Raw genomic sequence first — 23,361 nt, 5'->3', positions numbered from 1 at the left:
AGCGGGCTCAGCCGGTGAAGCCGGCCGTGATCGAGGTGAACTGCCAGGTGCTCTGGCTGATGCCGGAGCAGTTGCTGACGACTCCGCCGCCCGGGCACGGCCGGTCGCGGTTGACCGACCAGAAGGCGAGCCGGGCGAGGTGATGGGAGTTCGCCCAGTCGCGGATCTGGGTCCAGATCGCCGGGGTCGTGTTCTCCTGCTGGTCGGAGAGGCCGTTCATGCCGGAGATGCCGATGTGGGCGTACGCGGTGGCGTCGTCCCAGCCGAAGGTGGACTTCAGCTTGGCCTTCAGCCCCTCCGTGGCGTTCACGGTGCTGCCGTACATGTCGGAGCCGCCGCCGAAGTCGAACGGCATGATGGTGAAGACGTCGATGTTCGCGCCCAGCGACTGCGCCTGCTCGATGAGCCGGTTGCCGTAGTAGGTCGGGCCGGTGGTCGAGGTGCCGAAGGTGACGATGGTCTTCAGGCCCGGGTTGTTGGCCTTGACCGTCTTCAGCGCGGTCAGGATCCTCGCCTGCACGGCCTCGTTCTCGAACTCGTCGCTGTTCTCGATGTCCATGTCGATCGCCTTGAGCGAGTAGGCGTCGATCACCTTCTGGAGGGCGGCCGCCAGCGCGCTCGCGGAGGAGCAGTTGGCACCGAGCTTGCTGCCCTGCCAGCCGCCGAACGACGGCACGATGTCACCGCCGGCGGCACGGATCTGGTTGATGGCACTCTGGTCGACACCGCCGGTCAGCGGCCGGCTGCCGTCCCAGGCGGGGTTGCAGCCACCGGAGTCCAGCACGAACGCCATCGTGAACCACTTGACGCCGGTCGCGCTCATCACCGTGCTCGGGTTCGGCGGATCGCCCCAGCCCTCGTACAGATACGGCGCCGCCTGCTTGAAGCCGGTGCCGCCCCCGCCGCCCGCGTCGGTCGTGACACTCACCGAGTTGGAGGCCCCGGAGGTGTTCCCGGCCGCGTCGCGCGCCTTGACGGTGAAGGTGTACGCCGTGCTGGGCGAGAGACCGCTGACGGTGGCGGACGTACCGGAGACGGCGAGGACGTTGTTGGAGCCGCTGTAGATGTCGTAGGCCGTGACGCCCACGTTGTCCGTCGAGGCGTTCCACTTCAGGGACACGCTGGACGACGTCTTGCCCGTGGAGGCGAGCCCGGTCGGCGCGCTCGGCGCCTGGGTGTCCGAACCGCCCCCGCCGCCGGGCCCGTCGAGGCTGATGTCGTCGGCGTAGTAGGTGCCCTGGGCGTACCAGCCGTGGACGTAGATCGTGGCGCTGGTCTGCGCGGCGCCGGTGGTGAAGCTCGTGGTCAGCTGGCTGTACGCCGACGGGGAGCTCGTCCAGGTGGAGGCGCCGCCGTTCACGCCGAGGTAGACGTAGGAACCGCGGACCCAGCCGCTGAGCGAGTACGTCGTGTTCGGCTGGACGGCGACGGTCTGGCTGCACTGGGCGTTGTCGCTCGAACTCACCGCGCCCTGAAGGGCCTTGGAGCCCCCGTGGACGGGAGAGGAGACGACCGAACCGAGGTTTCCGGTGCAGGTCCAGGGGGAGAGACTGCCCGATTCGAAGCCGGAGTTGGTCAGGATGTTGGCCGCCTGAGCCGTGCCGGGCAGAGCGAGGGCACCGACGAATGCCAGTGCGGCGGAGCCGAGGAGGGCGACGAGTCTGGAACGTCTGAGTGGGTTGCGCACGCGATCTCCCTGAAGAAATGGGGGTGTTCGGGAGTGCAGAGAGCTGCGGGGGAGTGCAGCGGGGTGCGCAACCAAGTTGGTATGGACCAATCGGCCTGTCAAGATGAGCGGCAGGATTGGTCCATACCGGTGGGGGTGAGGGGCACCTAGAGCGGCAGGGCCTGACCCGCCGTCTGAACGACAACGGGCTCAGCGGTCGCAACAGCAGGCGCGGGCACCGCGGGCAACGGCTCGGAAATCTCCCGCTGGCCCGGAATCGTCACCGGCCGCAGCTGCCGAACCCCCGACACCACCGTGTAGTCCTGTCCCAGGAACGGCGGCTCGATCACTCCGGTGTCCTCCCCGAGCGCCAACTGCACCGCGGCCCACGGCACGTTGACCCCGCACAGGGACAGCTGGTGCAACCCGCCCGCCGGGCGCGTGTTCACATCCATCAGCACCGGCCGGTCGTCCAGCATCCGGAACTGGATGTTGGAGAGATAGTGCAGCCCGAACCCCTCGGCGACCAGCCGCGCAGGCTCCAGCCACTGCTCGTCCTGCGTGAACCCGCGACGCCGCCCGTTCTTCGTGCGGCCGATCGCCAGCCGCACCCGGTTGTCCGGCCCGGTGAGCGTGTCCACGGACACCTCCGGCTGCTCGAGGCGCGGCATGACCAGCCAGTCCACCTGCTCCCCGGACTGCTCCAGCGCCTCGACGACCATGTCGAGGGACACGTACGGGCCCGGGAATCCGTTGAGCTGCGCGAGCGAGAAGGGGGCGCGCGTGATGATCCGGAAGCCCACCCCGCCAGCGCCGGACGCGGGCTTGAAGCAGGCCTTGTGGCCGTCGGCCTCCAGCTTCTCGACGGCTGTGACCAGCTCGTCCGCGGTCCGCACCCGCCACCACGGCGGCACCGGAACACCGACCGCCTGGACCGCCTCGTAGGCGATCACCTTGTCGTGGAAGACGGCGACGGCCTCCGGCGGCGGCGCGAGCAGCGCCGTACCGAGCGCGGCGAAGTCGGCGCGGTGGGCGACGATCGCCGCCTGGTGCAGCCGGGGCACGAACACGTCGATGCCCCGCTTGTGGCACTGGTCGAGCGCGTACTCGACGTAGGCGGCGGGGGACAGCCCCTCCGGCTCCAGCTCGGCGGTGTCGGCCGCCGCCAGCACGGGTGAGTCGGCGTCCGCGTGCGTCGCATGGATCTCGACGGCTCTGTCGCTGGGATTTCTCCGCAGCTGATCCATGAAGAACACGTTCTCCGCGTACGTGCGGTTGAGCCAGACGCGTACGCGAGAGTGCATTCAGGCCGCCTTTCGGGGTTTTCGGGCAGGGCGAAGCGGGCCCGTGCCCGGGCAGGGTGATTGGAGGGACACCAAACCGCCCCTTGCGAAGGGAGGTACGTGCGGTGGTGTTGGGGCGATCATACGGCTTTCAAGGGGCCGAGCGTGCAACGCCCGTGTTACGGAATTCCCGATCATGAAGCGCCACCCCCCCGGCCCGCTCTTGTACCGGGAAAACAAATGTGTTCTCGTGGTCCCATTCGGGTGCTCGGAGGGGGCGAGAGGTGACGTCTACGGCCGGTGACGCGGCACAGCTTCTGGCCGTCAGCGACCTGCACATCGGCTATCCCGAGAACCGCCGGCTCGTCGAGGAGATGCGCCCGGGCACCGACGACGACTGGCTCCTGGTGGCCGGTGACGTCGCCGAGACCGTCGCCGACGTCCGCTGGGCCCTCGAGACCCTCGCCGGCCGCTTCCGCCAGGTCGTCTGGGCCCCCGGCAACCACGAACTGTGGACCCATCCGAAGGACACCGTCACGCTGCGCGGGGTCGCCCGCTACGAGCACCTCGTCGAGATGTGCCGGGAGCTCGGCGTCCTCACCCCCGAGGACCCCTACCCGGTCTGGAACGGCCCCGGCGGCCCCGTCGCCGTCGCCCCGCTGTTCCTGCTGTACGACTACTCCTTCCTGCCCGCCGGCTGCACCACCAAGGAGCAGGGCCTGGAGTACGCGCACGGCACCGGCGTCGTCTGCAACGACGAGTTCCTGCTGCACCCCGACCCCTACCCGTCCCGCGAGGCCTGGTGCCGGGCCCGGGTCGCCGAGACCGAGCGCAGGCTCGCCGCGCTCCCCGACGACCTGCCCACGGTCCTGGTCAACCACTACCCGCTGGACCGGCACCCGACGGACGTCCTGTGGTACCCCGAGTTCGCGATGTGGTGCGGCACCACGCTGACCGCCGACTGGCACCGCAGGTTCCGCGTCGAGACCATGGTCTACGGCCATCTGCACATCCCGCGGACCACCTGGCACGAGGGCGTCCGCTTCGAGGAGGTGTCGGTGGGCTATCCGCGGGAGTGGCGCAAGCGGGCCGAGCCGCCGGGACGGCTGCGCCGGATCGTGCCCGGGGAGGTCGGCGCGCTGTGATCGAGGAACTCCTGCCGGACTCGGTGGTGGCCGTCGAGGTCCACGGCCACGACGAGCCGGAGAACGCCGCGCTGTACCCCGAGGAAGCCGCGCTCGTCGCGCTCGCCGTCCCCAAGCGCCGCCGTGAGTTCGCCGTGGTGCGGGCCTGCGCCCGCAGTGCCATGGAGAAGCTCGGGGTGCCGCCGCAGCCGGTGCTGCCCGGGGAACGCGGCGCCCCGCGGTGGCCGGCCGGACTCACCGGCAGCATGAGCCACTGCGACGGATACTGCGCCGCCGCCCTGGTCCGCGCCGCCGACCTCGCCTCCCTCGGCATCGACGCCGAACCCCACGGGCCGCTCCCGGAGGACGTGCTGGAGAGCGTCTCCCTGCCGGGGGAGCGGGTCCGGCTGCGGGAACTCGCCCGGGCGCACCCCCTGGTCCACTGGGACCGGCTGCTGTTCAGCGCCAAGGAGTCCGTCTACAAGGCGTGGTTCCCGCTCACCGGCAAGTGGCTGGACTTCTCCGAGGCCGACATAGAGATCCTGGTCGACCCCGCACAGCCCGCCGGTGGCGCTCTGCGAGCCGAACTCCTCGTCCCCGGCCCCCTGGTGGGCGGCGAGCGGCGCGGCGTCTTCGAGGGCCGCTGGACGGTCCGGCCCGGCCTGGTGGCGACGTCGGTGACCGTGCCGCACGCCTGAGCGCACGGCGCGGCTCGTACGTCTAGGACTCCGGCGGACACCAGCTCTGCAGCAGCCTGAAGAAGGCCTCCTCGTTGCCCGCGAGGCCCGCGTCCGCCAAGGCCTGTTCGGCCTCGGCGAGGACCGCCGGCGGGACGACCGGCGGCCGGGCGGTGTCGGGTGGGCCGGCCGCGGTGTCGAAGGCGGCTCGGACCGTGTGCAGCAGCCGCAGATACGCCTGGACGGCGGTGCGCTCACGGTCGGTCAGTACGGCGGTGGGCATCGGCGGCTCTCCCCAAGTCGGCGTCGGTCGCACCCCCGGACGGGGCACGTCGGTCGCACCCCGCACGGGCGTGCATCTCCAGCTTGCCGTCCCCCACTGACAATCCGGCTTCCGCGCCCCTTCGTTCGCCCGCTTAGCGGAGGCGAAACCTCACCGAAATCACCGTGCGGAAAGCGGCCCTACGCTGGGAGGAAGGGCTTTCGGCCGTCTTGATCCGCGGCCAGGAGAACGGGAGGCGAGCACATGGTCGACGACCCGCGGCGACGCCCGGCGCGCACCGTCCGGCTGCGCTCGGTCGGCGACGGCGAACTGGAGTTGCGGCACCGCATGGTGCACGGATACCGCCGTGCCTTCCGCATGGCGGGTGAGGGACCGCCGCTCGTCCTCATCCACGGCATCGGCGACTCCTCGGCGACCTGGGCCGAACTCATTCCCGACCTCGCCCGCACCCACACCGTGATCGCCCCCGACCTGCTCGGCCATGGCGACTCCGACAAGCCGCGCGCCGACTACTCGGTGGCCGCGTACGCCAACGGCGTGCGTGATCTGCTCACCACCCTCGGCATCGAGTCGGCCACCCTGGTCGGGCACTCGCTGGGCGGGGGAGTGGCCATGCAGTTCGCCTACCAGTTCCCCGAGCGCACCGAGCGGCTCATCCTGGTCAGTGCGGGCGGTGTGGGCCGTGAGGTCAACCCCGTGCTGCGGCTGGTGTCCCTGCCCGGCGCCCACCTCATGCTGTCCTCGCTGCGGCTGCCCGGCATGCGGCTCCAACTGGGCCTCGCGATCCGGCTGATGAGGCTCCTGGACACCGACCTCGGCCAGGACGCCCCGGACCTGCTGAAGCTCGTCGACGCGCTCCCCGACGAGACCTCCCGCAACGCCTTCATCCGCACCCTGCGCGCGGTCGTCGACTGGCGCGGACAGGTCGTCACCATGCTCGACCGCTGCTATCTCACCGAGGGCATGCCGACCCTGCTGCTGTGGGGCGACCGGGACAGCGTGGTGCCCGTGCGGCACGCCTTCGGGGCGCACGAGGCGATGCCCGGCAGCCGTCTGGAGATCTTCGAGGGCGCGGGACACTTCCCCTTCCACACCGACCCCGCCCGTTTCGTCTCCCTGGTCGAGGAGTTCACCGCCACCACGGCCCCGGCGGACTGGAGCAGGGACCACTGGAGGGAGCTGTTGCGTGAGGGCGGTCCGGGGAGCGTGCTGAGGGAGGCCGGCGAGCGCAGCGCGACGTGACCTTCGCGAACTCTCAGCTCTGCGGCCCCAGATACCCCAGCGACACCTCGATCCGCCCCGCCAGATGGTCCCGCTGCGCCGGCCCGCGCAGCGGCGAACCCGCGAGCCACGTCCGGCACTTGCTGGCCAGCAGCAGCCCGAAGCTCTCCGCCTCCCGCTCGTCGTCGAGGTCGAAGCGGCTGCGGGCGGCGACCTTGCGGACCGTGGCCTGGAGGTCGGCGTCGTCGTGGAGGAGGCGGGCGGCGACCGCGGCACCCTCGACGTGGTGGGAGCAGTGGCCCGCGTTCATGTGCCACAGCTCGTGGCCGAGGATGACCAACTGGTGGTCCGGCGCGGTGCGTTCCTCGATCACGACCAGGTCCTGGTCGGCCATGTCGAGCCACAGCCCGCTGGCCGTGCCGGGCGGGAAGGGCGCCGTACGGAAGTGGACCGGGCGGCCCCGGCGTCTGCTCATCGCGTCGCACAGGGCGCCGTAGAGGTCCTCGGGCCGTGCCGGGGCGTCGAGTTCCAGCTCCGCCACCAACTCGCCGCTCAGGCGGCGCATGTGCTTACCGATGCCCACAGTTGTCTCCCGGATCAGGACTCGGGCCGCTTGACGCTCTCCAGGAGCATGTCCAGCCACTCGGCGACCTTGTCACGGTGCTGGTCGGTGGGCAGCTGCGCGGCCCGCCAGGCGATCCCGCGGACGCCGTGGTCCTGCAGCAGCCGCTCCAGCGGGTCGCGGGCGGCCGCCGCGGCCTCCCGCTCACGGTCGGCGAGTTTGTGCAGGAGCTCCTGTTCGGTGTGCTGGAGGGCACCCGCGAGCGCCTCGGGGTCCTCCGCCGTGAGGAATCCGGCGTGCACGCGGAAGAACCGCTGGATGGCGTCGCAGTGCTCCATGGTGGGGCGCCGGTCGCCGTTGATGAGGGCGCCCGCCTGCTGCCGGGACATGCCCGCGCCGTCGGCGATCTCCTGCTGGGTGTACTTGCGCCCGTTGGGCTTCAGCCGGGTGCGGCGCAACAGGTCGAGCCGCTGCAGGAACCGCGCCTGGACGTCGGGTTCACCCGCCGGGCGCCCGCTCAGCAGGGCCTTGACCACGGGTTCGGGGACGCCGGAGGCGACGGACAGCCGGCCGGTGTCGAAGACCTGCGCGTGCGGCACGCCGAGCCGGTCGGCGAGTGCGGTGACGCGGGCGACGACGGCCGTCAGCACGACCGTTGCCGCGTCGTCCGGGCTCTCGAAGCCATCCGACACCGACAGATCTCCTACGTCTCTCACCCGACTTCTCACAGGCGGTCGCCGTGAACTTCCCGGAGAGTAGCCCGTTGTTCGAACTCACATCCAGGTGTCGCCACAACTGTGGCCAATTTCAGCCGTCAACCGCCACGGAATGCCACGATAGTTGACACGACTTGTTCCGGAGAAGCAGGATCAAGGCGCCGCGTGAAGGCCGCATAGGCAAGAGGGGTGACCTCCCGATGGCATATCAGGCAGGTGGGCAGCGGTCGGAACTGCGGCCCGTCCCCGAGGGGCTCGAAGCCCAGGCATACCTTCAGGACTACGCCACGCTCCTGGAAGCCGTCGCTTTCCCGTCCGTCGTCCTCGACCACCGCTGGGACGTCGTTCTCGCCAACACCGCTTTCGCGTCACTTTTCCGTGCCGTGGGTCCGCATCCGACGGCCATGCCGGGGGACAACTTCCTCCGGTTCGTCCTCTTCCATCCCGACGCCGGCAGCGTCCTCGGCGAGCACGAGTCGCGGTGGTGTCTGCCGATGCTCGCGCATTTCGCGGCCGCGGTGGAGCGGCACGGCCACGACCACGCCATCCAGGCGATCCGCCGGGACATCGCCCAGGACCCGATCATGGACGCCGCCTACCGGCACGGGCTGCCGCACTGGATCCGCGCGGTCGGCGAACAGGCCGTGGAGCACGACGGCTCCGTACGCCCCCTGGTGCACCCCGACCCCCGTTGGGGCGCCACCGACTGCCGGGTCGTCGACGAGACCCCCCGCACCTTGCGCGACCTGGGCTACACGCGTCTGACGCTGGTGCTGCGCCCGACTCCCGCCAGGCGCCGCCCGCGGCGCACGGCGGCCCACCTCACGGTGGTGCCCACCCCCGAGGCCTGACGGGCACCGTCGGCGTTCAGGTCGCCGACGGCGCCTGGTCAGTAGTCACCGACGCTTTGAGTCACTGACGCCGCCTGGGCACTCTCGTATTACGCAAGCCACTTGCATTTCTTGCGCTATTCTTGCGCGCATGACGCGACGACTTGCCGAGGTTGCCAAGAAGGTCGGGGTCAGTGAGGCCACGGTCAGCCGGGTGCTCAACGGCAAACCGGGGGTCTCCGAGGGCACCCGGCAGGCCGTGCTGTCCGCGCTGGACGTGCTCGGGTACGAGCGGCCCACCCAGTTGCGCGGGGAGCGGGCCCGGCTCGTGGGGCTGGTGCTGCCGGAGCTCCAGAACCCGATCTTCCCGGCGTTCGCCGAGGTCATCGGCGGTGCCCTGGCCCAGCTCGGGCTGACACCGGTGCTGTGCACGCAGACCAAGGGCGGGGTGTCCGAGGCCGATTACGTGGATCTTCTGCTGCAGCAGCAGGTCTCCGGTGTCGTCTTCGCCGGCGGGCTCTACGCCCAGGCGGACGCGCCCCACGACCACTACCGGCGGCTCGCCGACCGGAACATCCCGGTGGTGCTGGTCAACGCGTCCATCGACGACCTCGGTTTCCCGGGCGTCTCCTGCGACGACGCGGTCGCCGTCGAACAGGCCTGGCGGCATCTCGCCTCCCTGGGCCACGAGCGGATCGGGCTCGTGCTGGGACCCGCGGACCACATCCCGTCGGCGCGGAAGCTCGCCGCCGCACAGGGGCTCGGTGAGCTGCCCGACGAGCGGGTCGCGCGGGCCATGTTCTCCATCGAGGGCGGGCACGCGGCGGCCGCCCGGCTCATCGACCGCGGGGTCACCGGCTTCATCTGCGCCAGCGACCCCCTCGCGCTCGGCGCCATCCGGGCCGCCCGCCGCAAGGGCCTCGACGTGCCAGGCCAGGTGTCGGTCGTCGGCTACGACGACTCCGCCCTGATGAACTGCACCGAACCCCCGCTGACCACCGTCCGCCAGCCCATCGAGGCCATGGGTCGAGCCGCCGTGGAGCTGCTGAACGCGCAGATCGGGGGCAGTGCCGTACCGCCCGAGGAGCTGCTCTTCGAACCCGAGCTGGTGGTCCGGGGGTCCACCGCGCAAGCGCCTCGCGACTGAACGGCCCTGTCCACCAGGGCTCGCAGCCGTAGCCCATGGCGGCTGTCGGCGCGGCCTGTGATCGACTCTCTCCCTCATCGCTCTGTCGAATAATTTCAAATTCTGCGCGACATCTTGCGGACAGTTGTCGGCGGTGCTTGAGTGTGCGGCGCCCACCGCTCCTGCCCACGAGGGGTCCACCGATGAGAAGCACCGGGTACCGCCGTACCGTCGCCGCGCTCAGTGTCTGTTCGCTTGCCCTGGTCGTCTCCGCCTGCGGATCGGGCGACGACACGGCGAGCGGCAAGACCCGCATCACCGTCAACTGCATGCCGCCCAAGAGCGCCAAGGTCGACCGGCGGTTCTTCGAGCAGGACATCGCGTCCTTCGAGAAGCAGCACCCGGACATCGACGTCGTCGCGCACGACGCCTTCCCCTGCCAGGACCCCAAGACCTTCGACGCCAAGCTCGCCGGCGGGCAGATGGAGGACGTCTTCTACACGTACTTCACCGACGCCAACCACGTCGTGGACATCAACCAGGCCGCCGATCTCACCCCGTACGTCAAGGAGTTGAAGAGCTACGGCACCCTCCAGCAGCAACTCCGCGACATCTACACCGTCGACGGGAAGATCTACGGCATCCCGCGCACCGGCTACTCGATGGGCCTGATCTACAACAAGAAACTCTTCGAGAAGGCCGGCCTCGACCCCGAGCAACCCCCGTCCACCTGGGAGGAGTTGCGCGCGGACGCCAAGAAGATCGCCGCACTCGGTGACGGCACCGTCGGATACGCCGACTACAGCGCCCAGAACCAGGGCGGCTGGCACTTCACGGCCGAGCTGTACTCCCAGGGCGGCGACGTCGTCAGCGCCGACGGCAAGAAGGCCACCGTCGACACCCCCGAGGGCCACGCGGTCCTGCAGAACCTCCACGACATGCGCTGGACCGACGCTTCCATGGGCAGCAAGCAGCTGCTCGTCATCAACGACGTCCAGCAGATGATGGGTTCGGGCAAGCTCGGCATGTACCTCTCCGCCCCGGACAACATCCCGATCCTGGTCAAGGAGAAGGGCGGCAACTACAAGGACCTCGCCCTCGCCCCCATGCCCGGCGGCAAGGGCACGCTCATCGGCGGCGACGGCTACATGGTCAACAAGAAGGCGAGCCCCGACCAGATCAGGGCCGGCCTGCAATGGCTCGACCACATGTTCCTCACCCCCGGCGCCGGCTTCCTCGGCGACTACGCCCGCGCCAAGAAGGCCGACGCCCCGGTCGGCCTGCCGGAGCCGCGCCTGTTCACCGGCGCCGCCGACGCCAAGGACCAGCAGGTCAAGAAGGCCAACGCCAATGTGCCCGTGGAGAACTACCAGGCCTTCCTCGACGGCAACCAGAGCCTGCGGATGAAGATCGAGCCGCCGAACGCCCAGCAGATCTACTCCGTCCTCGACAGCGCCGTCTCCGCCGTCCTCACCAAGAAGGACGCCGACATCGACCAGCTCCTCAAGGACGCCTCGACCAAGATCGACGGCATCCTGGCCCGGAGCTGACCCCCATGAAGACGGTGGACAGCCCGCCCCGCGCGGCCATCGCCGCACCCCCGATCCAGGCGCCGCCTCCCGCAGGGGACCGGAGGCGGCGCCGCCTCGCCGACCAGGTGGGCGCCTACGGCTTCCTCCTCGGCGGACTGCTCTGCTTCGCGCTCTTCTCCTGGTACCCGGCGATCCGCGCCGTCGTGATCGCCTTCCAGAAGTACACGCCGGGCTCCGAGCCGGAATGGGTCGGCACCGCCAACTTCACCCGCGTCTGGCACGACCCGGAGTTCACCGCCGCCTGGCGCAACACCCTCACTTTCACCCTGCTGGCCCTGCTCATCGGCTTCGCGATCCCCTTCGTCATGGCGCTGGTGCTCAATGAGCTCAGACACGCGAAGGCGTTCTTCCGGGTGGTCGTCTACCTGCCCGTCATGATCCCTCCGGTGGTCAGCGCCCTGCTCTGGAAGTGGTTCTACGATCCCGGAGCCGGCCTTGCCAACGAGGTGCTGCGCCTTGTGCACCTGCCCACCTCGAACTGGTCCAACGGCGCCGACACCGCGCTCGTCTCCCTGGTGATCGTGGCGACCTGGGCCAACCTGGGCGGTACCGTCCTGATCTACCTGGCCGCCCTCCAGTCCATCCCCGGCGGGCTGTACGAGGCCGCCGAACTGGACGGCGCCGGCCTCCTCCAGCGCATCCGATACGTGACGGTCCCTCAGACCCGGTTCGTCATCCTCATGCTGATGCTCCTTCAGATCATCGCGACCATGCAGGTGTTCACCGAGCCGTTCGTGATCACCGGTGGCGGTCCGGAGAACGCCACGGTCACCGTCCTCTACCTGATCTACAAGTACGCCTTCCTCTACAACGACTTCGGCGGCGCCTGCGCCCTGAGCGTGATGCTCCTGGTGCTGCTGGGCGCCTTCTCGGCCGTGTACCTGCGGCTGACCCGGTCGGCGCAGGGGGATCCCGCATGAGCACCCGCACCCTGGTCTCCCCGGCGACGCTCGCCCGCCCGCGCGGCAGAGCCCTGTACTGGACCGTCTTCACCACCGTCGTCGTGCTCTTCGCGCTCGCGTTCCTCTTCCCCGTCTACTGGATGGTCACCGGGGCGATGAAGTCGCCGGACGAGGTGACGCGTACGCCGCCCACCCTCGTCCCCGAGCGGTGGCACCTCGACGGCTACACCGACGCCTGGGACCTCATGCAGCTCCCGCAGCACCTGTGGAACACCGTCGTCCAGGCCGCCGGCGCCTGGGCGTTCCAGCTGGTCCTGTGCACGGCCGCCGCCTACGCCCTGTCCCGGCTCAGGCCCCTCTTCGGCAAGGTGGTCCTCGGCGGCATCCTCGCCACACTGATGGTCCCGGCCCAGGCCCTGGTCGTACCGAAATACCTGACCGTGGCGGACCTGGGCCTGCTGAACGACCCCCTGGCCATCTGGCTGCCGGCCGTCGCCAACGCCTTCAACCTGTACCTGCTCAAGCGGTTCTTCGACCAGCTCCCGCGCGATGTGCTGGAGGCCGCCGAGATCGACGGCGCCGGAAGGCTGCGCACCCTGTGGTCGATCGTGCTGCCCATGTCGCGGCCGGTCCTCGGGGTGGTGTCGATCTTCGCCCTGGTCGCCGTCTGGCAGGACTTCCTGTGGCCGCTGATGGTCTTCTCCGACACCGACAAGCAGCCCATCAGCGTGGCCCTCGTCCAGTTGTCGCAGAACATCCAACTGACCGTGCTCATCGCCGCGATGGTGATCGCCAGCATCCCGATGGTCGCCCTGTTCCTCGTCTTCCAGCGGCACATCGTCGCCGGGATCGGCGCGGGCAGCACGAAGGGCTGACACCGTCCGTCCGCCAACAGAAGGGAACCCCCAGTGGGACAGCCCACCGAGTGGTGGCGCTCCGCCGTCATCTACCAGGTCTACGTCCGCAGCTTCGCCGACGGCGACGGGGACGGCACCGGCGATCTCGCCGGAGTCCGCGCCAGGCTGCCGTATCTCGCCGAACTCGGCGTGGACGCCCTGTGGTTCAGCCCCTGGTACCTCTCCCCGATGAAGGACGGCGGCTACGACGTCGCCGACTACCGCGCGATCGACCCGGCCTTCGGCACCCTCGCCGAGGCGGAGAAGCTCATCGCGGAGGCACGGGAGCTGGGCATCCGCACGATCGTCGACATCGTGCCCAACCATGTCTCCGACCAGCACCCCTGGTTCCGGGCCGCGCTGCGGGCAGGCCCCGGCAGCCCCGAACGCGAGCTGTTCCACTTCCGGCCCGGACGCGGTGAGCAGGGTGAACTCCCGCCCAACGACTGGCCGTCGCAGTTCGTCGGCTCGGCCGAGCCCGTGTGGACGCGGCTGCCCGACGGCGACTGGTATCTGCATCTGTTCACCCCGCAGCAGCCCGACCTCAACTGGGCCCACCCGGCCGTCCGCCAGGAGCACGAAGACGTCCTGCGCTTCTGGTTCGAAGGGGGAGTGGCGGGTGTCCGCATCGACTCGGCCGCCCTGCTCGCCAAGGACCCCGAACTGCCCGACCTCGCTCTCCACCCCGACCCGCACCCCTTCGTCGACCGCGACGAACTCCACGACATCTACCGCTCCTGGCGGGCCGTCGCCGACGAGTACGACGCCGTCTTCGTCGGCGAGGTCTGGCTCCCGGACACCGAGCGCTTCGCCCGCTACCTGCGCCCGGACGAGCTGCACACCGCCTTCAATTTCTCCTTCCTGACGTGCCCTTGGGAGGCCGGGCGCCTTCGCACCTCGATCGACACGACCCTCGCCGAGCACGCCCCGGTCGGCGCCCCCGCCACCTGGGTGCTGTGCAACCACGACATCACCCGCACGGTCACCCGCTACGGCCGTACGGACACCGGCTTCGACTTCGCGGCCAAGGCCTTCGGAACCCCGACCGACCTGGCCCTCGGCACCCGGCGCGCCCGGGCGGCGGCCCTGCTCACACTCGCCCTGCCCGGAGCCGTCTACGTCTACCAGGGCGAGGAACTCGGCCTGCCCGAGGCGGACATCCCGCGCGACCGCATCGAGGACCCGATGCACTTCCGCTCCGGCGGCACGGACCCCGGGCGGGACGGGTGCCGGGTGCCGCTGCCGTGGGCGGCCGGGGAGCCGCACGCCGGTTTCGGGGGCGAGCCCTGGCTGCCGCAGCCCGCCGACTGGGCCTCGTACGCGGCCGACCGGCAGGCCCTGGACCCCGGGTCGATGCTCAGCCTGTACCGGGAAGCCGTCCGGATCCGGCCGGTCTTCGGCGACGGCCCGCTCACCTGGCTGCCCGCACCCGAGGGCGTCCTCGTCTTCACCCGTGCGCAGGGCTCCCTGTGCGTGGTGAATCTCGCCGACAGCCCGGCCGACATCCCCTCACACACCCAACTGCTGCTCGCCAGCGGTCCCTTGGACCCGCGGGGCCGACTGCCGAAGGACACGGCGGTCTGGCTGCACGGCTGAGACCGCCACACCCCCACACGAAGGGATCAGCACATGCACAGATCTGTCAGGAGCATGTCAGTAGCCATCACTGTGGCCCTCACCACCGGCCTCCTCACCGCCACCGCGCCCACCGCCCACGCGGCCGCTGGCGCCACCCTGCCCTTCACCTCGGTGGAAGCCGAGTCCGCCACCACGACCGGCACGAGGATCGGCCCCGACTACACGCAGGGCACGCTCGCCTCGGAGGCGTCCGGGCGGCAGGCGGTACGGCTCGGCTCGGGCCAGCGCGTCGAGTTCACCGTGCCGCGCGCCGCCAACGCGGTGAACGTCGCCTACAGCGTCCCCGACGGCCAGTCGGGCACGTTGAACGTCTACGTCAACGGCACCAGGCTCGCGAAGCCGCTCCCTGTGACCTCCAAGTACTCCTACGTCGACACCAGTTGGATACCCGGCGCCAGGACGCACCACTTCTTCGACAACGCCCGCCTCCTGCTCGGCCGGGACGTCCAGGCCGGTGACAAGGTCGCCTTCGAGTCGACCGGTACCCAGGTCACCGTCGACGTGGCCGACTTCGAGCAGGTCGCGGCGGCCGCGGGTCAGCCCGCCGGGTCCGTGTCCGTCACCTCCAAGGGCGCCGACCCCACCGGGAACGGTGACTCCACCCAGGCCTTCCGGGACGCGATCTCCGCCGCCCAAGGTGGAGTGGTCTGGATCCCGCCGGGCGACTACCGGCTGACCTCCGCCCTCGGCGGCGTCCAGAACGTCACTCTCCAGGGCGCCGGAAGCTGGCACTCGGTCGTGCACTCCTCCCGCTTCATCGACCAGTCCAGCTCTTCGGGGAACGTCCACATCAAGGACTTCGCGGTCGTCGGCGAGGTCACCGAGCGCGTTGACTCCAGCCCGGACAACTTCGTCAACGGCTCGCTGGGACGCGGGAGTTCGGTGTCCGGCATGTGGCTCCAGCACCTGAAGGTCGGCCTCTGGCTGACGGGTAGCAACGACAACCTGGTCGTGGAGAACAACCGCTTCCTCGACATGACGGCCGACGGCCTCAACCTCAACGGCAACGCCCGCGGAGTGCGCGTCCGCAACAACTTCCTGCGCAACCAGGGCGACGACGCGCTCGCCATGTGGTCGCTGTACGCGCCGGACACGAACAGCAGCTTCGAGAACAACACCATCACCCAGCCGAACCTCGCCAACGGCATCGCGATCTACGGCGGCACCGACCTCGCGGTGCGGAACAACCTGGTCTCCGACACCAACGCCCTCGGCAGCGGCATCGCGATCTCCAACCAGAAGTTCCTCGACCCCTTCTTCCCGCTGGCCGGCACCATCACGGTCGACGGCAACACCCTCGTCCGCACCGGCGCGATGAACCCCAACTGGAACCACCCGATGGGGGCGCTGCGGGTCGACTCGTACGACAGTGCCATCAATGCCACGGTGAACATCACCAACACGACCATCACCGACAGCCCGTACAGCGCCTTCGAGTTCGTCTCCGGCGGGGGACAGGGCTATCCGGTCCGGAACGTCACCGTGTCCGGCGCGACCGTCCGCAACACCGGCACGGTCGTCGTGCAGGCGGAGGCCCAGGGCGCCGTGACCTTCCGCGATGTCACGGCGACTTCGGTGGGTGCGGCAGGCGTCTACAACTGCCCCTACCCGGCGAGCTCCGGCACCTTCGCCCTCACCGACGGCGGCGGCAACTCCGGCTGGAGCAGCACCTGGTCGGACTGCTCGACCTGGCCGCAGCCGGGACAGGGCAACCCCGACCCGGACCCGAACCGCAACCTCGCCAAGGGCCGCCCGGCCACCGCGAGCGGCTCCCAGGACGTCTACACGCCCGGCAAGGCGGTCGACGGCGACGCGAACAGCTACTGGGAGTCCGCCAACAACGCGTTCCCGCAGTCCTGGACGGTGGACCTGGGATCGGCCGAGCCGGTGCGCAGGCTGGTGCTGAAGCTGCCTCCGCAGAGCGCCTGGCAGGCCCGTACCCAGACCGTCACCGTACTGGGCAGCACCGACGGCAGCACCTACACCACCGTCGCCGGCGCACAGGGCTACCGCTTCGACCCGGCGACCGGCAACACGGCCACCGTCACGCTGCCCGGCACCAGTGTGCGGTACCTGCGCCTGTCGGTGAGCGCCAACACCGGCTGGCCCGCCGGGCAGTTCAGTGAAGTGGAGGCGTATCGGACTCCGTGACCGGAGCCTCCCGCACTGCCCCGCGCTTGGCCGCCTGGATCTGCTCGTACACATGGGTGCGCAGTTCGGCGAAGCGCGGGGCCACCCGCGTGTGGATCTGGTCCCGCTCGTCCGGCAGATCGACCTTCAGCTGCTCCTGTACGACCGTGGGGGAGGCGGACAGCACGATCACGCGTTCGCCCAGGTACACGGCCTCGTCGATGTCGTGGGTGACGAACAGGATCGTGATGCCGCGCTCCCGCCACAGCCGCCGTACGAGATCCTCCAGGTCGGCCCGGGTCTGGGCGTCCACGGCCGCGAACGGCTCGTCCATCAGGAGGACTTCGGGCTCGTAGGCGAGTGCGCGGGCGATCGCGACACGCTGCTGCATCCCGCCGGAGAGCTGCCAGGGGTACGCCGAGGCGGCGTCCGACAGGTCCACCGACTCCAGTGCGTCGGCGACCAGCTCGCGGCGTCGTGACTTGGTCAAGCTCTTCTGTTTCAGGGGCAGTTCGACATTGTCGGCGACGCGCATCCAGGGAAAGAGGCTGCGGCCGTACTCCTGGAAGACGAAGGCCATCCCGGGCGGCGGACCGGTCACCTTCCGTCCTGACAGGTGGACTTCGCCGGCCGTCGGTGTGAGCAGGCCGCCCATGCACTTCAGCAGGGTCGTCTTGCCGCAGCCCGAGGGGCCGACGAGACACACGAGTTCGCCCGTGTCGACGGTGAAGGTGAGGTCGCGGACCGCCTCCACGCGGCGGCCTGACCCCTCGTAGACCTTGTTCAGGCCGGACACGTCGAGAAGCGGGTGCATGGACCGCCCTTTCACGTTCGGGTGATTCACGGGGACCGCCGGGCCGAGGCGCGCAGGCCGTGGTACCAGGCGAGGACCCGCCGCTCGACCAGTTGGAAGACGACGGAGAGGGCGAACCCGAGCAGACCGAGGACGAGGATGCCGGTCCACATGTCGGGCACCGCGAAACTGCGCTGGAACTGGACGATGGTGAAGCCGATGCCGTTGCTGGCCGCGAACATCTCGCTGATGACCATCAGGATGATGCCGATGGACAGCGCCTGGCGCAGGCCCGCGAAGATCTGCGGGCCGGCCGAGGGCAGCACCAGGTTGCGCAGCCGCGAGGGGCCGGTGATGCCGTAGGAGCGGGCCGTCTCCAGCATCACCGGGTCGACCGCGCGCACGCCCTCGACGGTGTTGAGCAGGATCGGCCAGACGCAGCCGCTCGCGATGACGGTGACCTTCATGGTGTCGCCGATGCCCGCGAACAGCATGATGACCGGGATCAGGACCGGCGGGGGGACCGCCCGCAGGAACTCCAGGACTGGTTCGCACACCGCCCGCACCCGCCGGTAGGAGCCGATGACCGTGCCGACGGCGACCCCGACGACGGCCGCCAGCGCGTAACCGGCCATCAGGCGCCAGATACTGGGCAGGACGTCGTCGCGCAGGCGGTCGGCGGTCCACACGTCGGGGAAGGTCTTCAGGATCGTGCGCAGCGGCGGCCAGAAGACGTTGGTGCTGCCGTCCGACGCCAGCCACCAGACCATGACCAGCAGCGCGGGCAGCGCGAGCACGAAGAAGAGCCGCAGAGCGAGCCGCTTCACACCGCCACCTCCCCGCGCACCGACTGGTGCCAGGCCAGCGCCCGTCGCTCCACGGTACGCGCGCCGACGTTGATGAGCAGCCCCAGAAGGCCGGTCACGACGATCAGCGCGTACATCTCCGGGACCGCCTGCGAGTTCTGCGCCACCGCGATCCTGGCGCCCAACCCCGGTGCCCCGATGACCAGTTCACCGGTGATGGCCAGGATCAGTGCGACGGCCGCGGCCAGCCGGACCCCGGTCATCACATACGGCAGCGCGGTCGGCCACAGGACGTGCCGGATCCGCGCCCAGGTGCCGAGACCGTACGAGCGTGCCGTCTCCTCGGCGACGGGGTCGACGTCCTGGACGCCGTAGAGCGTCTGGAGGAGGACCTGCCAGAAGCTCGCGTACACGACGAGCAGCAGCACCGAGCGCAATTCGCTGCCGTACAGCAGCACCGCCAGCGGGATGAGGGCGACCGAGGGGATCGGGCGCAGGAACTCGATCGTCGAGGCCGTCGCCTCGCGCAGATACGGCACGACCGATACGATCACGCCGATGACGATCCCCGCCGAGGCGGCGATGGCCAGGCCCAGAGCCCAGCCGGTGAGGGTGTCGCCGAGCGCCGTCCAGAAGGTGCCGTCGGAGAGCTCGTCGGCGAAGGCGCGCGCGATCCGGCTGGTCGGCGGGAAGTAGGCCTCCTTGACCAGGCCGAGCCGCGGCACCGCCTCGCCCAGGGCGAGGAACGCCGCGAGCCCGGCGGCGCCCAGCGCCGCGTTCTGGAACCTCACGGAAGCAGCGCGTCGACGTCGGGGGTCTTCTTGAAGAACCCGTCACCCTCGCCCAGCTTCGCCAGCGCCTCGATGGACTCCTTGTTCGGCTCGGCCGGCCACTTCGGCAGGGTCACCTGCGCCAGCACCGACGCCGGGATCTTGGTGTAGGTGGTGATGATCCGGCGTGCCTCGTCCGGGTGGGCGTCCGCGTAGGCCAGGGACTCGGCGGTGGCCTCCTGGAACTTCTTCACCACGTCGGCGTTCTGCTGCCGGTACCGCGTCGAGGTGAAGTACATGGCGACCGTGGTGTCCTTGGCCACGTCCACCAGCGGGGAGGCGATCACCTGGCCGCCCTGGCTCTTGATGGTGGCGAGCGCGGGCTCGACCGCGCAGGCCGCGTCGACCTGACCGCCGTCGAGAGCGGCCGACATCTGGTCGAAGGCCAGCTCCACGAACTTCACCTTGTCCGGATCGCCGCCGGCCTTGCGGACCGACTCGCGCACCGCGGACTCGTTGATGTTCTTCAGCGTGTTGATGGCGACCTTCTTGCCCTCCAGGTCCTTCGCGGACGTGATCGAGCTGCCCTTCTTCACCGCGATGGCCGCAAAGTCCTTGCCCTGCACACCCGTTGAGGCGATGCCGTTGGAGACCGCCTTGATCGGCACCCCGGACGACTGGGCGATCAGCAGGGAGGTGACATTGGAGAAGCCGAACTGGAACTGCCCGCTGGCGACCCCGGGCACGATCGCCGCGCCGCCGGACGCGTTCGATATCTCCAGCTTCAGGCCGTGCTTGTCGTAGAAGCCCTTCTTCTGGCCCAGATAGATCGGCGCGACATCGACGATCGGAATGAGGCCGAGCTTGACGGTGGTGGTGCCGCCGGACGACGATCCCGAGTCCGGTCCCCCCGAGTCGCCGGACGAACCACAGGCCGACGCGGTGACCAGTAACGCTCCGGCCGCGAGGGCGACGAGCAGACGACGCATGGCTCCTCCTGTGCAGACTTGTTGTTCCGACAGGCTGTGCACAGACCGCACAGTGGTGCTCAGCGCGAAAGGTATGGGGCTCGCGGGGGTCGGGTCAACACCTTTGGTTGACAATATTGTTGACATTCGCTCATTGGAGGCGACGATGCCCGACGCAGACCGCGCCCCTCACTTCGTCCGCTCCCTGGAGCGCGGCCTCGCCGTGCTCCGCTCCTTCGACGCCGACCACCGGGAACTGACCCTCAGTGAGGTCGCCCGCGCCTGCGGACTGACCCGCGCGGCGGCCCGCCGTTTCCTGCTGACCCTGGCCGATCTCGGATACGTCCGCGCCGACGGCCGCACCTACCGGCTCACCCCGCGCGTCCTGGAACTCGGCTACTCCTACCTGTCGAGCTTCTCGCTGGCCCAGATCGCCGAACCGCATCTGGAGCAACTCGTCGAGAGGGCAAGGGAGTCGTCGTCCCTGTGCGTGCTCGACGGCGACGACATCGTGTACGTGGCCCGGGTGCCCGCGCGCCGGATCATGAGCGCGGCGATCACCGTGGGCACCCGCTTCCCGGCCCATGTCACCTCGGTCGGACGGGTGATGCTCGCGCACCTGCCGGAGGAGGAGGTCGAAGTGCGCCTGGCCCGGGTCGAGTTGACTCCGCTGACCGCTCGCACGATCGACTCCGCCGCGCTGCTGCGGACCGAGCTGGAGCGGGTGCGCAGGCAGGGATACGCGCTCGTCGACCAGGAGCTGGAGGAGGGGCTGCGCTCGATCGCCGCCCCGGTGCGGGACCGGGGCGGCGAGGTGGTGGCGGCGGTCAACATCCCCGTGCAGGCGGGGCGTACGACACTCGCCGCGGTACGGAGGGATCTGCTGCCGCCGCTGCTGGAGACCGTGGCCGGCATCGAGGCCGACCTCCGGATGGCTACAGGTCCAGTACCAGCTTCTTCCCCCGGCACCGGGACACACAGATCATCATCGTCTCCCCGGCCTCCCGCTCCTCGTCCGTGAGCACCGAGTCCCGGTGGTCCGGGATGCCGTCGAGGACGTCGGTCTCACAGGTGCCGCAGGTGCCCTCCGTGCAGGAGAACAGCACCTCGACGCCGGAAGCACGCACGGCGTCCAGCACCGAGACGTCCGGAGCGACGGTGACCGTCGTGCCCGTCTGTGCCAGCTCGACCTCGAACTCCGTGTTCTCGCCCTCCAGTTGCTCCTTCGGCGCGAACCGCTCCACGTGCAGCAGTCCGGCCGGGCAGCGCGCCTCCACCGCGTCGAGCAGCGGACCGGGCCCGCAGCAGTAGACGAGGGTGCCCTCGGGAACTCCGTCCAGCACCGAGGCGAGGTCCAGGAGACCGGTCTCGTCCTGGGGAGCGACGGTGACGCGATCGCCATAGCGGCTCAACTCCTCGGTGAACGCCATGGATTCGCGCGTCCGCCCGCCGTACAGCAGGGTCCACTCGGCGCCCTCGGCCTCCGCCGCCGCGAGCATGGGCAGGATCGGGGTGATGCCGATGCCGCCCGCGATGAACCGGTAACGGGGCGCGGGCCGCAGGCTGAAGTGGTTGCGCGGCCCGCGCACGCGGACCTTGTCGCCCTGCCTCAACTGCCCGTGCACATGGGCGGATCCGCCGCGCCCGGCGGGCTCGCGGAGGACGGCGATCCGCCAGGCGGTACGGTCGGCCGGGTCGCCGCAGAGGGAGTACTGCCGCTCCAGGCCGGGGCCGAGCACCACGTCGATGTGGGCGCCCGGCTCCCACTCCGGAAGCTGCTCGCCCAGCGGGTGGCGCAGTGTGAGGGCGAGCACGCCGTCGGCCGCCGGGTCCCTGCGGTCGACGACGAGTTCGGCTTCGTACGCGTCACTCATGAGCTGTTTCCTTGCGACTCGTGCGGGGGCTCGTGTCCTTGCGGGGCATGCCCGTTCGGGTGGGCGAGCATCCACTCCCACATCTCGATCGGGTCCTGCGAGGTGTGTTCGCGGCCGCAGTGACAGGTGCCGTGCAGGACGTCGGTGCCCGGCAGCCAGTCGATGCGGTAGATCTCCCCGGTGGCTCCGGCACTCACAGGACCTTCTCCACGGGCTTGTCGCCCTCCTCGACGAGACGGGCGAGGATACGGCGGGCGGCGAGACCACCGGTGTCGATGTTGATGCTCAGCTCCTGGTAGCCGGTGCGCTCGGTGCCGAGCGTCTTCTGCAGCAGGTTGAGCGCGTCGACGTCCTGCATGACGACGGTGTGGTTGTTGCCCCGCAGGAACTCGGTGACCTCGGCGTCCTCGGTCGCCCAGTCGCGCGAGACCATCCAGAAGTCGTACACGTGACCGTCGCTCGACGGCGTGATGGCGTACGTGATCTCCGTGTGGAAGCCGTTCGGGTCGCTGCCGTCGGCCTCGGGGAGCACGCCGACCGGGGCGATCCGGCTGTGCAGCAGATAGAGGCAGGGCGCGTGGTACTCGATGTCCTGCCAGCGCGTGATCCGGCCCTCGAGGCCGGTGGACTTCGCGTAGAACGGCGGGCACGCGGCGTCGTCCATGTGCCGGCTCACCCGTACGATGCCGGCGCCCTCGTCGACCTCCGTGGTGATCGGCGTCTCGGCGACCTCGGGGGTGCCGATGTAACCGCCGTGCAGATAGGTCTCGTGGGACAGGTCGAGCAGGTTGTCGACGAGCAGGCCGTAGTCGGCGTCGATCGGCTCCATGCCGCGGACGGTGACCCAGCCGGGGGAGTCGAGGTGCCTGGCGCGCGGGATGGTGTCGGCGTCGGCGAGCGCGGGGTCGCCGATCCACACCCAGATCAGGGAGTCCAGCTCGACGACGGGGTAGGAGGCGACGCGCGCGGTGCGCGGTACGCGCTTCTGGCCCGGCACGTACACACAGGTGCCCGTGGTGTCGTACGTGAACCCGTGGTACCCGCACACGATCCGGTCGCCGTCGAGCCGGCTCGGCTTCTCGTGCAGCGGGAACCGGCGGTGCACACACCGGTCGGCGAGGGCGACGGGCGTGCCGTCCTCCTCGGTCCGGTAGAAGACGAGCGGTTCACCGAGGATCGTCCGGCCGAGCAACTCCTCGCGGCCCACCTCGTGGCTGTAGGCGGCGACGTACCACTGGTTCCTGGCGAAACTCGTCGTGTGTGGCATGACTGCGGCTCCCGTCGTTGGGTGATGACGACATCGTCCGGAAGGGTGTTGCGACACCGCAATACCCCTTCCGCCCCACGGAAGGGGCCAGGGGAAATGCCTGTTCAGGACGGGTGCTCGTCTGGGGGAGTGACATCACTTCCTGATCGTGGGAGGGAGCGGCCCCTGTGGCCGCCCACCTGGCATGTACAGGTCGCCACCGGACGTCCCCCGAGGGCGCGGGCCTGCTGTGACTTC

Annotated in this window: 23 protein-coding genes; 11 read left to right on the top strand and 12 right to left on the bottom strand. The window is 69.9% G+C overall.

Translation table 11 applies throughout. The annotated features are described in order from the left end of the window. Positions 1-7 precede the first annotated feature (7 nt). Both ACGFWE_RS06370 and ACGFWE_RS06365 read right to left on the bottom strand, forming a co-directional pair. Positions 8-1,687 carry a carbohydrate binding domain-containing protein gene (locus ACGFWE_RS06370; protein ID WP_393598289.1) on the bottom strand — a complete coding sequence of 560 codons (1,680 nt, stop codon included), beginning with the start codon at positions 1,685-1,687 and terminating at the stop codon, positions 8-10. A 146-nt stretch (positions 1,688-1,833) separates the two neighbouring features. After that, the gene (locus tag ACGFWE_RS06365) at positions 1,834-2,970 is read right to left on the bottom strand and encodes an ATP-grasp domain-containing protein (RefSeq protein WP_352381039.1); all 1,137 of its coding nucleotides are present in this window, start codon (positions 2,968-2,970) and stop codon (positions 1,834-1,836) included. A 263-nt stretch (positions 2,971-3,233) separates the two neighbouring features. Between ACGFWE_RS06365 and ACGFWE_RS06360 the strand changes: the two genes are divergently transcribed. Together ACGFWE_RS06360 and ACGFWE_RS06355 are read left to right on the top strand one after the other, a co-directional pair. Beyond that, positions 3,234-4,094 (top strand): metallophosphoesterase family protein, encoded by an 861-nt coding sequence (locus ACGFWE_RS06360; protein ID WP_393598287.1) that lies wholly within the window; start codon positions 3,234-3,236, stop codon positions 4,092-4,094. Beyond that, positions 4,091-4,771 carry a 4'-phosphopantetheinyl transferase gene (locus ACGFWE_RS06355; RefSeq protein ID WP_393598285.1) on the top strand — a complete coding sequence of 227 codons (681 nt, stop codon included), beginning with the start codon at positions 4,091-4,093 and terminating at the stop codon, positions 4,769-4,771. Before ACGFWE_RS06360 ends, ACGFWE_RS06355 begins: the two co-directional genes overlap by 4 nt. Positions 4,772-4,793: 22 nt before the next feature. Here the strand turns inward: ACGFWE_RS06355 and ACGFWE_RS06350 are convergent, their stop codons facing one another. Next, positions 4,794-5,033, bottom strand: a complete 240-nt coding sequence (locus ACGFWE_RS06350; RefSeq protein WP_057610106.1) for a hypothetical protein — start codon at positions 5,031-5,033, stop codon at positions 4,794-4,796. Between the two features lie 243 nt (positions 5,034-5,276). On the opposite strand from ACGFWE_RS06350, the gene ACGFWE_RS06345 reads away from it, so the two are divergent. Further along, positions 5,277-6,275: an alpha/beta hydrolase gene (locus ACGFWE_RS06345; protein WP_352381033.1), complete on the top strand. Its 999-nt coding sequence runs from the start codon at positions 5,277-5,279 to the stop codon at positions 6,273-6,275. 13 nt (positions 6,276-6,288) lie between these two features. Here ACGFWE_RS06345 and ACGFWE_RS06340 read toward each other — a convergent pair whose 3' ends face one another. Beyond that, positions 6,289-6,819 carry a toxin-antitoxin system, toxin component gene (locus tag ACGFWE_RS06340; protein ID WP_352382499.1) on the bottom strand — a complete coding sequence of 177 codons (531 nt, stop codon included), beginning with the start codon at positions 6,817-6,819 and terminating at the stop codon, positions 6,289-6,291. A 32-nt stretch (positions 6,820-6,851) separates the two neighbouring features. Then, entirely contained in the window at positions 6,852-7,508 is a 657-nt protein-coding gene (locus ACGFWE_RS06335; RefSeq protein ID WP_007386039.1) for a helix-turn-helix transcriptional regulator, read from the bottom strand. Positions 7,509-7,732: 224 nt separating this feature from the next. On the opposite strand from ACGFWE_RS06335, the gene ACGFWE_RS06330 reads away from it, so the two are divergent. The 7 genes from ACGFWE_RS06330 (at position 7,733) to ACGFWE_RS06300 (ending at position 16,667) form a co-directional block, all read left to right on the top strand. Beyond that, a complete protein-coding gene (locus ACGFWE_RS06330; protein ID WP_352381028.1) occupies positions 7,733-8,383 on the top strand; it encodes a hypothetical protein in 651 nt (216 codons plus the stop codon). Positions 8,384-8,513: 130 nt separating this feature from the next. Next, positions 8,514-9,509: a LacI family DNA-binding transcriptional regulator gene (locus tag ACGFWE_RS06325; RefSeq protein WP_352381026.1), complete on the top strand. Its 996-nt coding sequence runs from the start codon at positions 8,514-8,516 to the stop codon at positions 9,507-9,509. 182 nt (positions 9,510-9,691) lie between these two features. Then, positions 9,692-11,038, top strand: a complete 1,347-nt coding sequence (locus tag ACGFWE_RS06320) for an ABC transporter substrate-binding protein (RefSeq protein ID WP_393598281.1) — start codon at positions 9,692-9,694, stop codon at positions 11,036-11,038. A gap of 5 nt (positions 11,039-11,043) precedes the next feature. Beyond that, complete coding sequence (locus tag ACGFWE_RS06315) at positions 11,044-12,000, top strand: carbohydrate ABC transporter permease (RefSeq protein WP_393598279.1); 957 nt, start codon at positions 11,044-11,046, stop codon at positions 11,998-12,000. Next, a complete protein-coding gene (locus ACGFWE_RS06310) occupies positions 11,997-12,857 on the top strand; it encodes a carbohydrate ABC transporter permease (protein WP_393598277.1) in 861 nt (286 codons plus the stop codon). The genes ACGFWE_RS06315 and ACGFWE_RS06310 overlap by 4 nt, the downstream gene beginning before the upstream one ends. A gap of 33 nt (positions 12,858-12,890) precedes the next feature. Continuing rightward, positions 12,891-14,474, top strand: coding sequence for a glycoside hydrolase family 13 protein (locus ACGFWE_RS06305; RefSeq protein WP_393598275.1), 1,584 nt, complete (start codon positions 12,891-12,893; stop codon positions 14,472-14,474). A gap of 54 nt (positions 14,475-14,528) precedes the next feature. Continuing rightward, on the top strand, positions 14,529-16,667 hold the full coding sequence (locus tag ACGFWE_RS06300; protein WP_393598273.1) for a discoidin domain-containing protein: 2,139 nt from the start codon (positions 14,529-14,531) through the stop codon (positions 16,665-16,667). Here the strand turns inward: ACGFWE_RS06300 and ACGFWE_RS06295 are convergent. Genes ACGFWE_RS06295 through ACGFWE_RS06280 form a run of 4 tightly spaced genes read right to left on the bottom strand, consistent with a single transcriptional unit; the run spans position 16,636 to position 20,004 of the window. Continuing rightward, on the bottom strand, positions 16,636-17,460 hold the full coding sequence (locus ACGFWE_RS06295) for an ABC transporter ATP-binding protein (RefSeq protein WP_352381015.1): 825 nt from the start codon (positions 17,458-17,460) through the stop codon (positions 16,636-16,638). The genes ACGFWE_RS06300 and ACGFWE_RS06295 overlap by 32 nt on opposite strands. 26 nt (positions 17,461-17,486) lie before the next feature. Continuing rightward, positions 17,487-18,266 carry an ABC transporter permease gene (locus ACGFWE_RS06290; protein ID WP_393598270.1) on the bottom strand — a complete coding sequence of 260 codons (780 nt, stop codon included), beginning with the start codon at positions 18,264-18,266 and terminating at the stop codon, positions 17,487-17,489. Further along, positions 18,263-19,036, bottom strand: a complete 774-nt coding sequence (locus tag ACGFWE_RS06285; protein WP_393598268.1) for an ABC transporter permease — start codon at positions 19,034-19,036, stop codon at positions 18,263-18,265. The genes ACGFWE_RS06290 and ACGFWE_RS06285 overlap by 4 nt, the downstream gene beginning before the upstream one ends. Then, positions 19,033-20,004 carry an ABC transporter substrate-binding protein gene (locus ACGFWE_RS06280; protein WP_393598266.1) on the bottom strand — a complete coding sequence of 324 codons (972 nt, stop codon included), beginning with the start codon at positions 20,002-20,004 and terminating at the stop codon, positions 19,033-19,035. The genes ACGFWE_RS06285 and ACGFWE_RS06280 overlap by 4 nt, the downstream gene beginning before the upstream one ends. Before the next feature lie 145 nt (positions 20,005-20,149). Here ACGFWE_RS06280 and ACGFWE_RS06275 point away from each other — a divergent pair, with 145 nt between their 5' ends. Beyond that, on the top strand, positions 20,150-21,004 hold the full coding sequence (locus ACGFWE_RS06275; protein ID WP_352381007.1) for an IclR family transcriptional regulator C-terminal domain-containing protein: 855 nt from the start codon (positions 20,150-20,152) through the stop codon (positions 21,002-21,004). On the opposite strand, the gene ACGFWE_RS06270 is transcribed toward ACGFWE_RS06275, so the two are convergent. The 3 genes from ACGFWE_RS06270 to ACGFWE_RS06260 are packed head-to-tail and all read right to left on the bottom strand — an operon-like array spanning position 20,919 to position 23,124. Continuing rightward, positions 20,919-21,857, bottom strand: a complete 939-nt coding sequence (locus tag ACGFWE_RS06270) for a PDR/VanB family oxidoreductase (protein WP_393598264.1) — start codon at positions 21,855-21,857, stop codon at positions 20,919-20,921. The two genes, ACGFWE_RS06275 and ACGFWE_RS06270, sit on opposite strands and share 86 nt — an antisense overlap. Then, positions 21,854-22,054: a hypothetical protein gene (locus tag ACGFWE_RS06265; RefSeq protein ID WP_393598263.1), complete on the bottom strand. Its 201-nt coding sequence runs from the start codon at positions 22,052-22,054 to the stop codon at positions 21,854-21,856. The genes ACGFWE_RS06270 and ACGFWE_RS06265 overlap by 4 nt, the downstream gene beginning before the upstream one ends. Next, positions 22,051-23,124: a Rieske 2Fe-2S domain-containing protein gene (locus ACGFWE_RS06260; RefSeq protein WP_393598261.1), complete on the bottom strand. Its 1,074-nt coding sequence runs from the start codon at positions 23,122-23,124 to the stop codon at positions 22,051-22,053. The genes ACGFWE_RS06265 and ACGFWE_RS06260 overlap by 4 nt, the downstream gene beginning before the upstream one ends. Between the last annotated feature and the right edge of the window lie 237 nt (positions 23,125-23,361).

The organism is Streptomyces sp. NPDC048523 (assembly GCF_043199815.1).
Lineage (GTDB): Bacteria > Actinomycetota > Actinomycetes > Streptomycetales > Streptomycetaceae > Streptomyces.
Note: the sequence above shows the minus strand (reverse complement) of the source record. Positions and strands in the feature narration are given on the sequence as shown.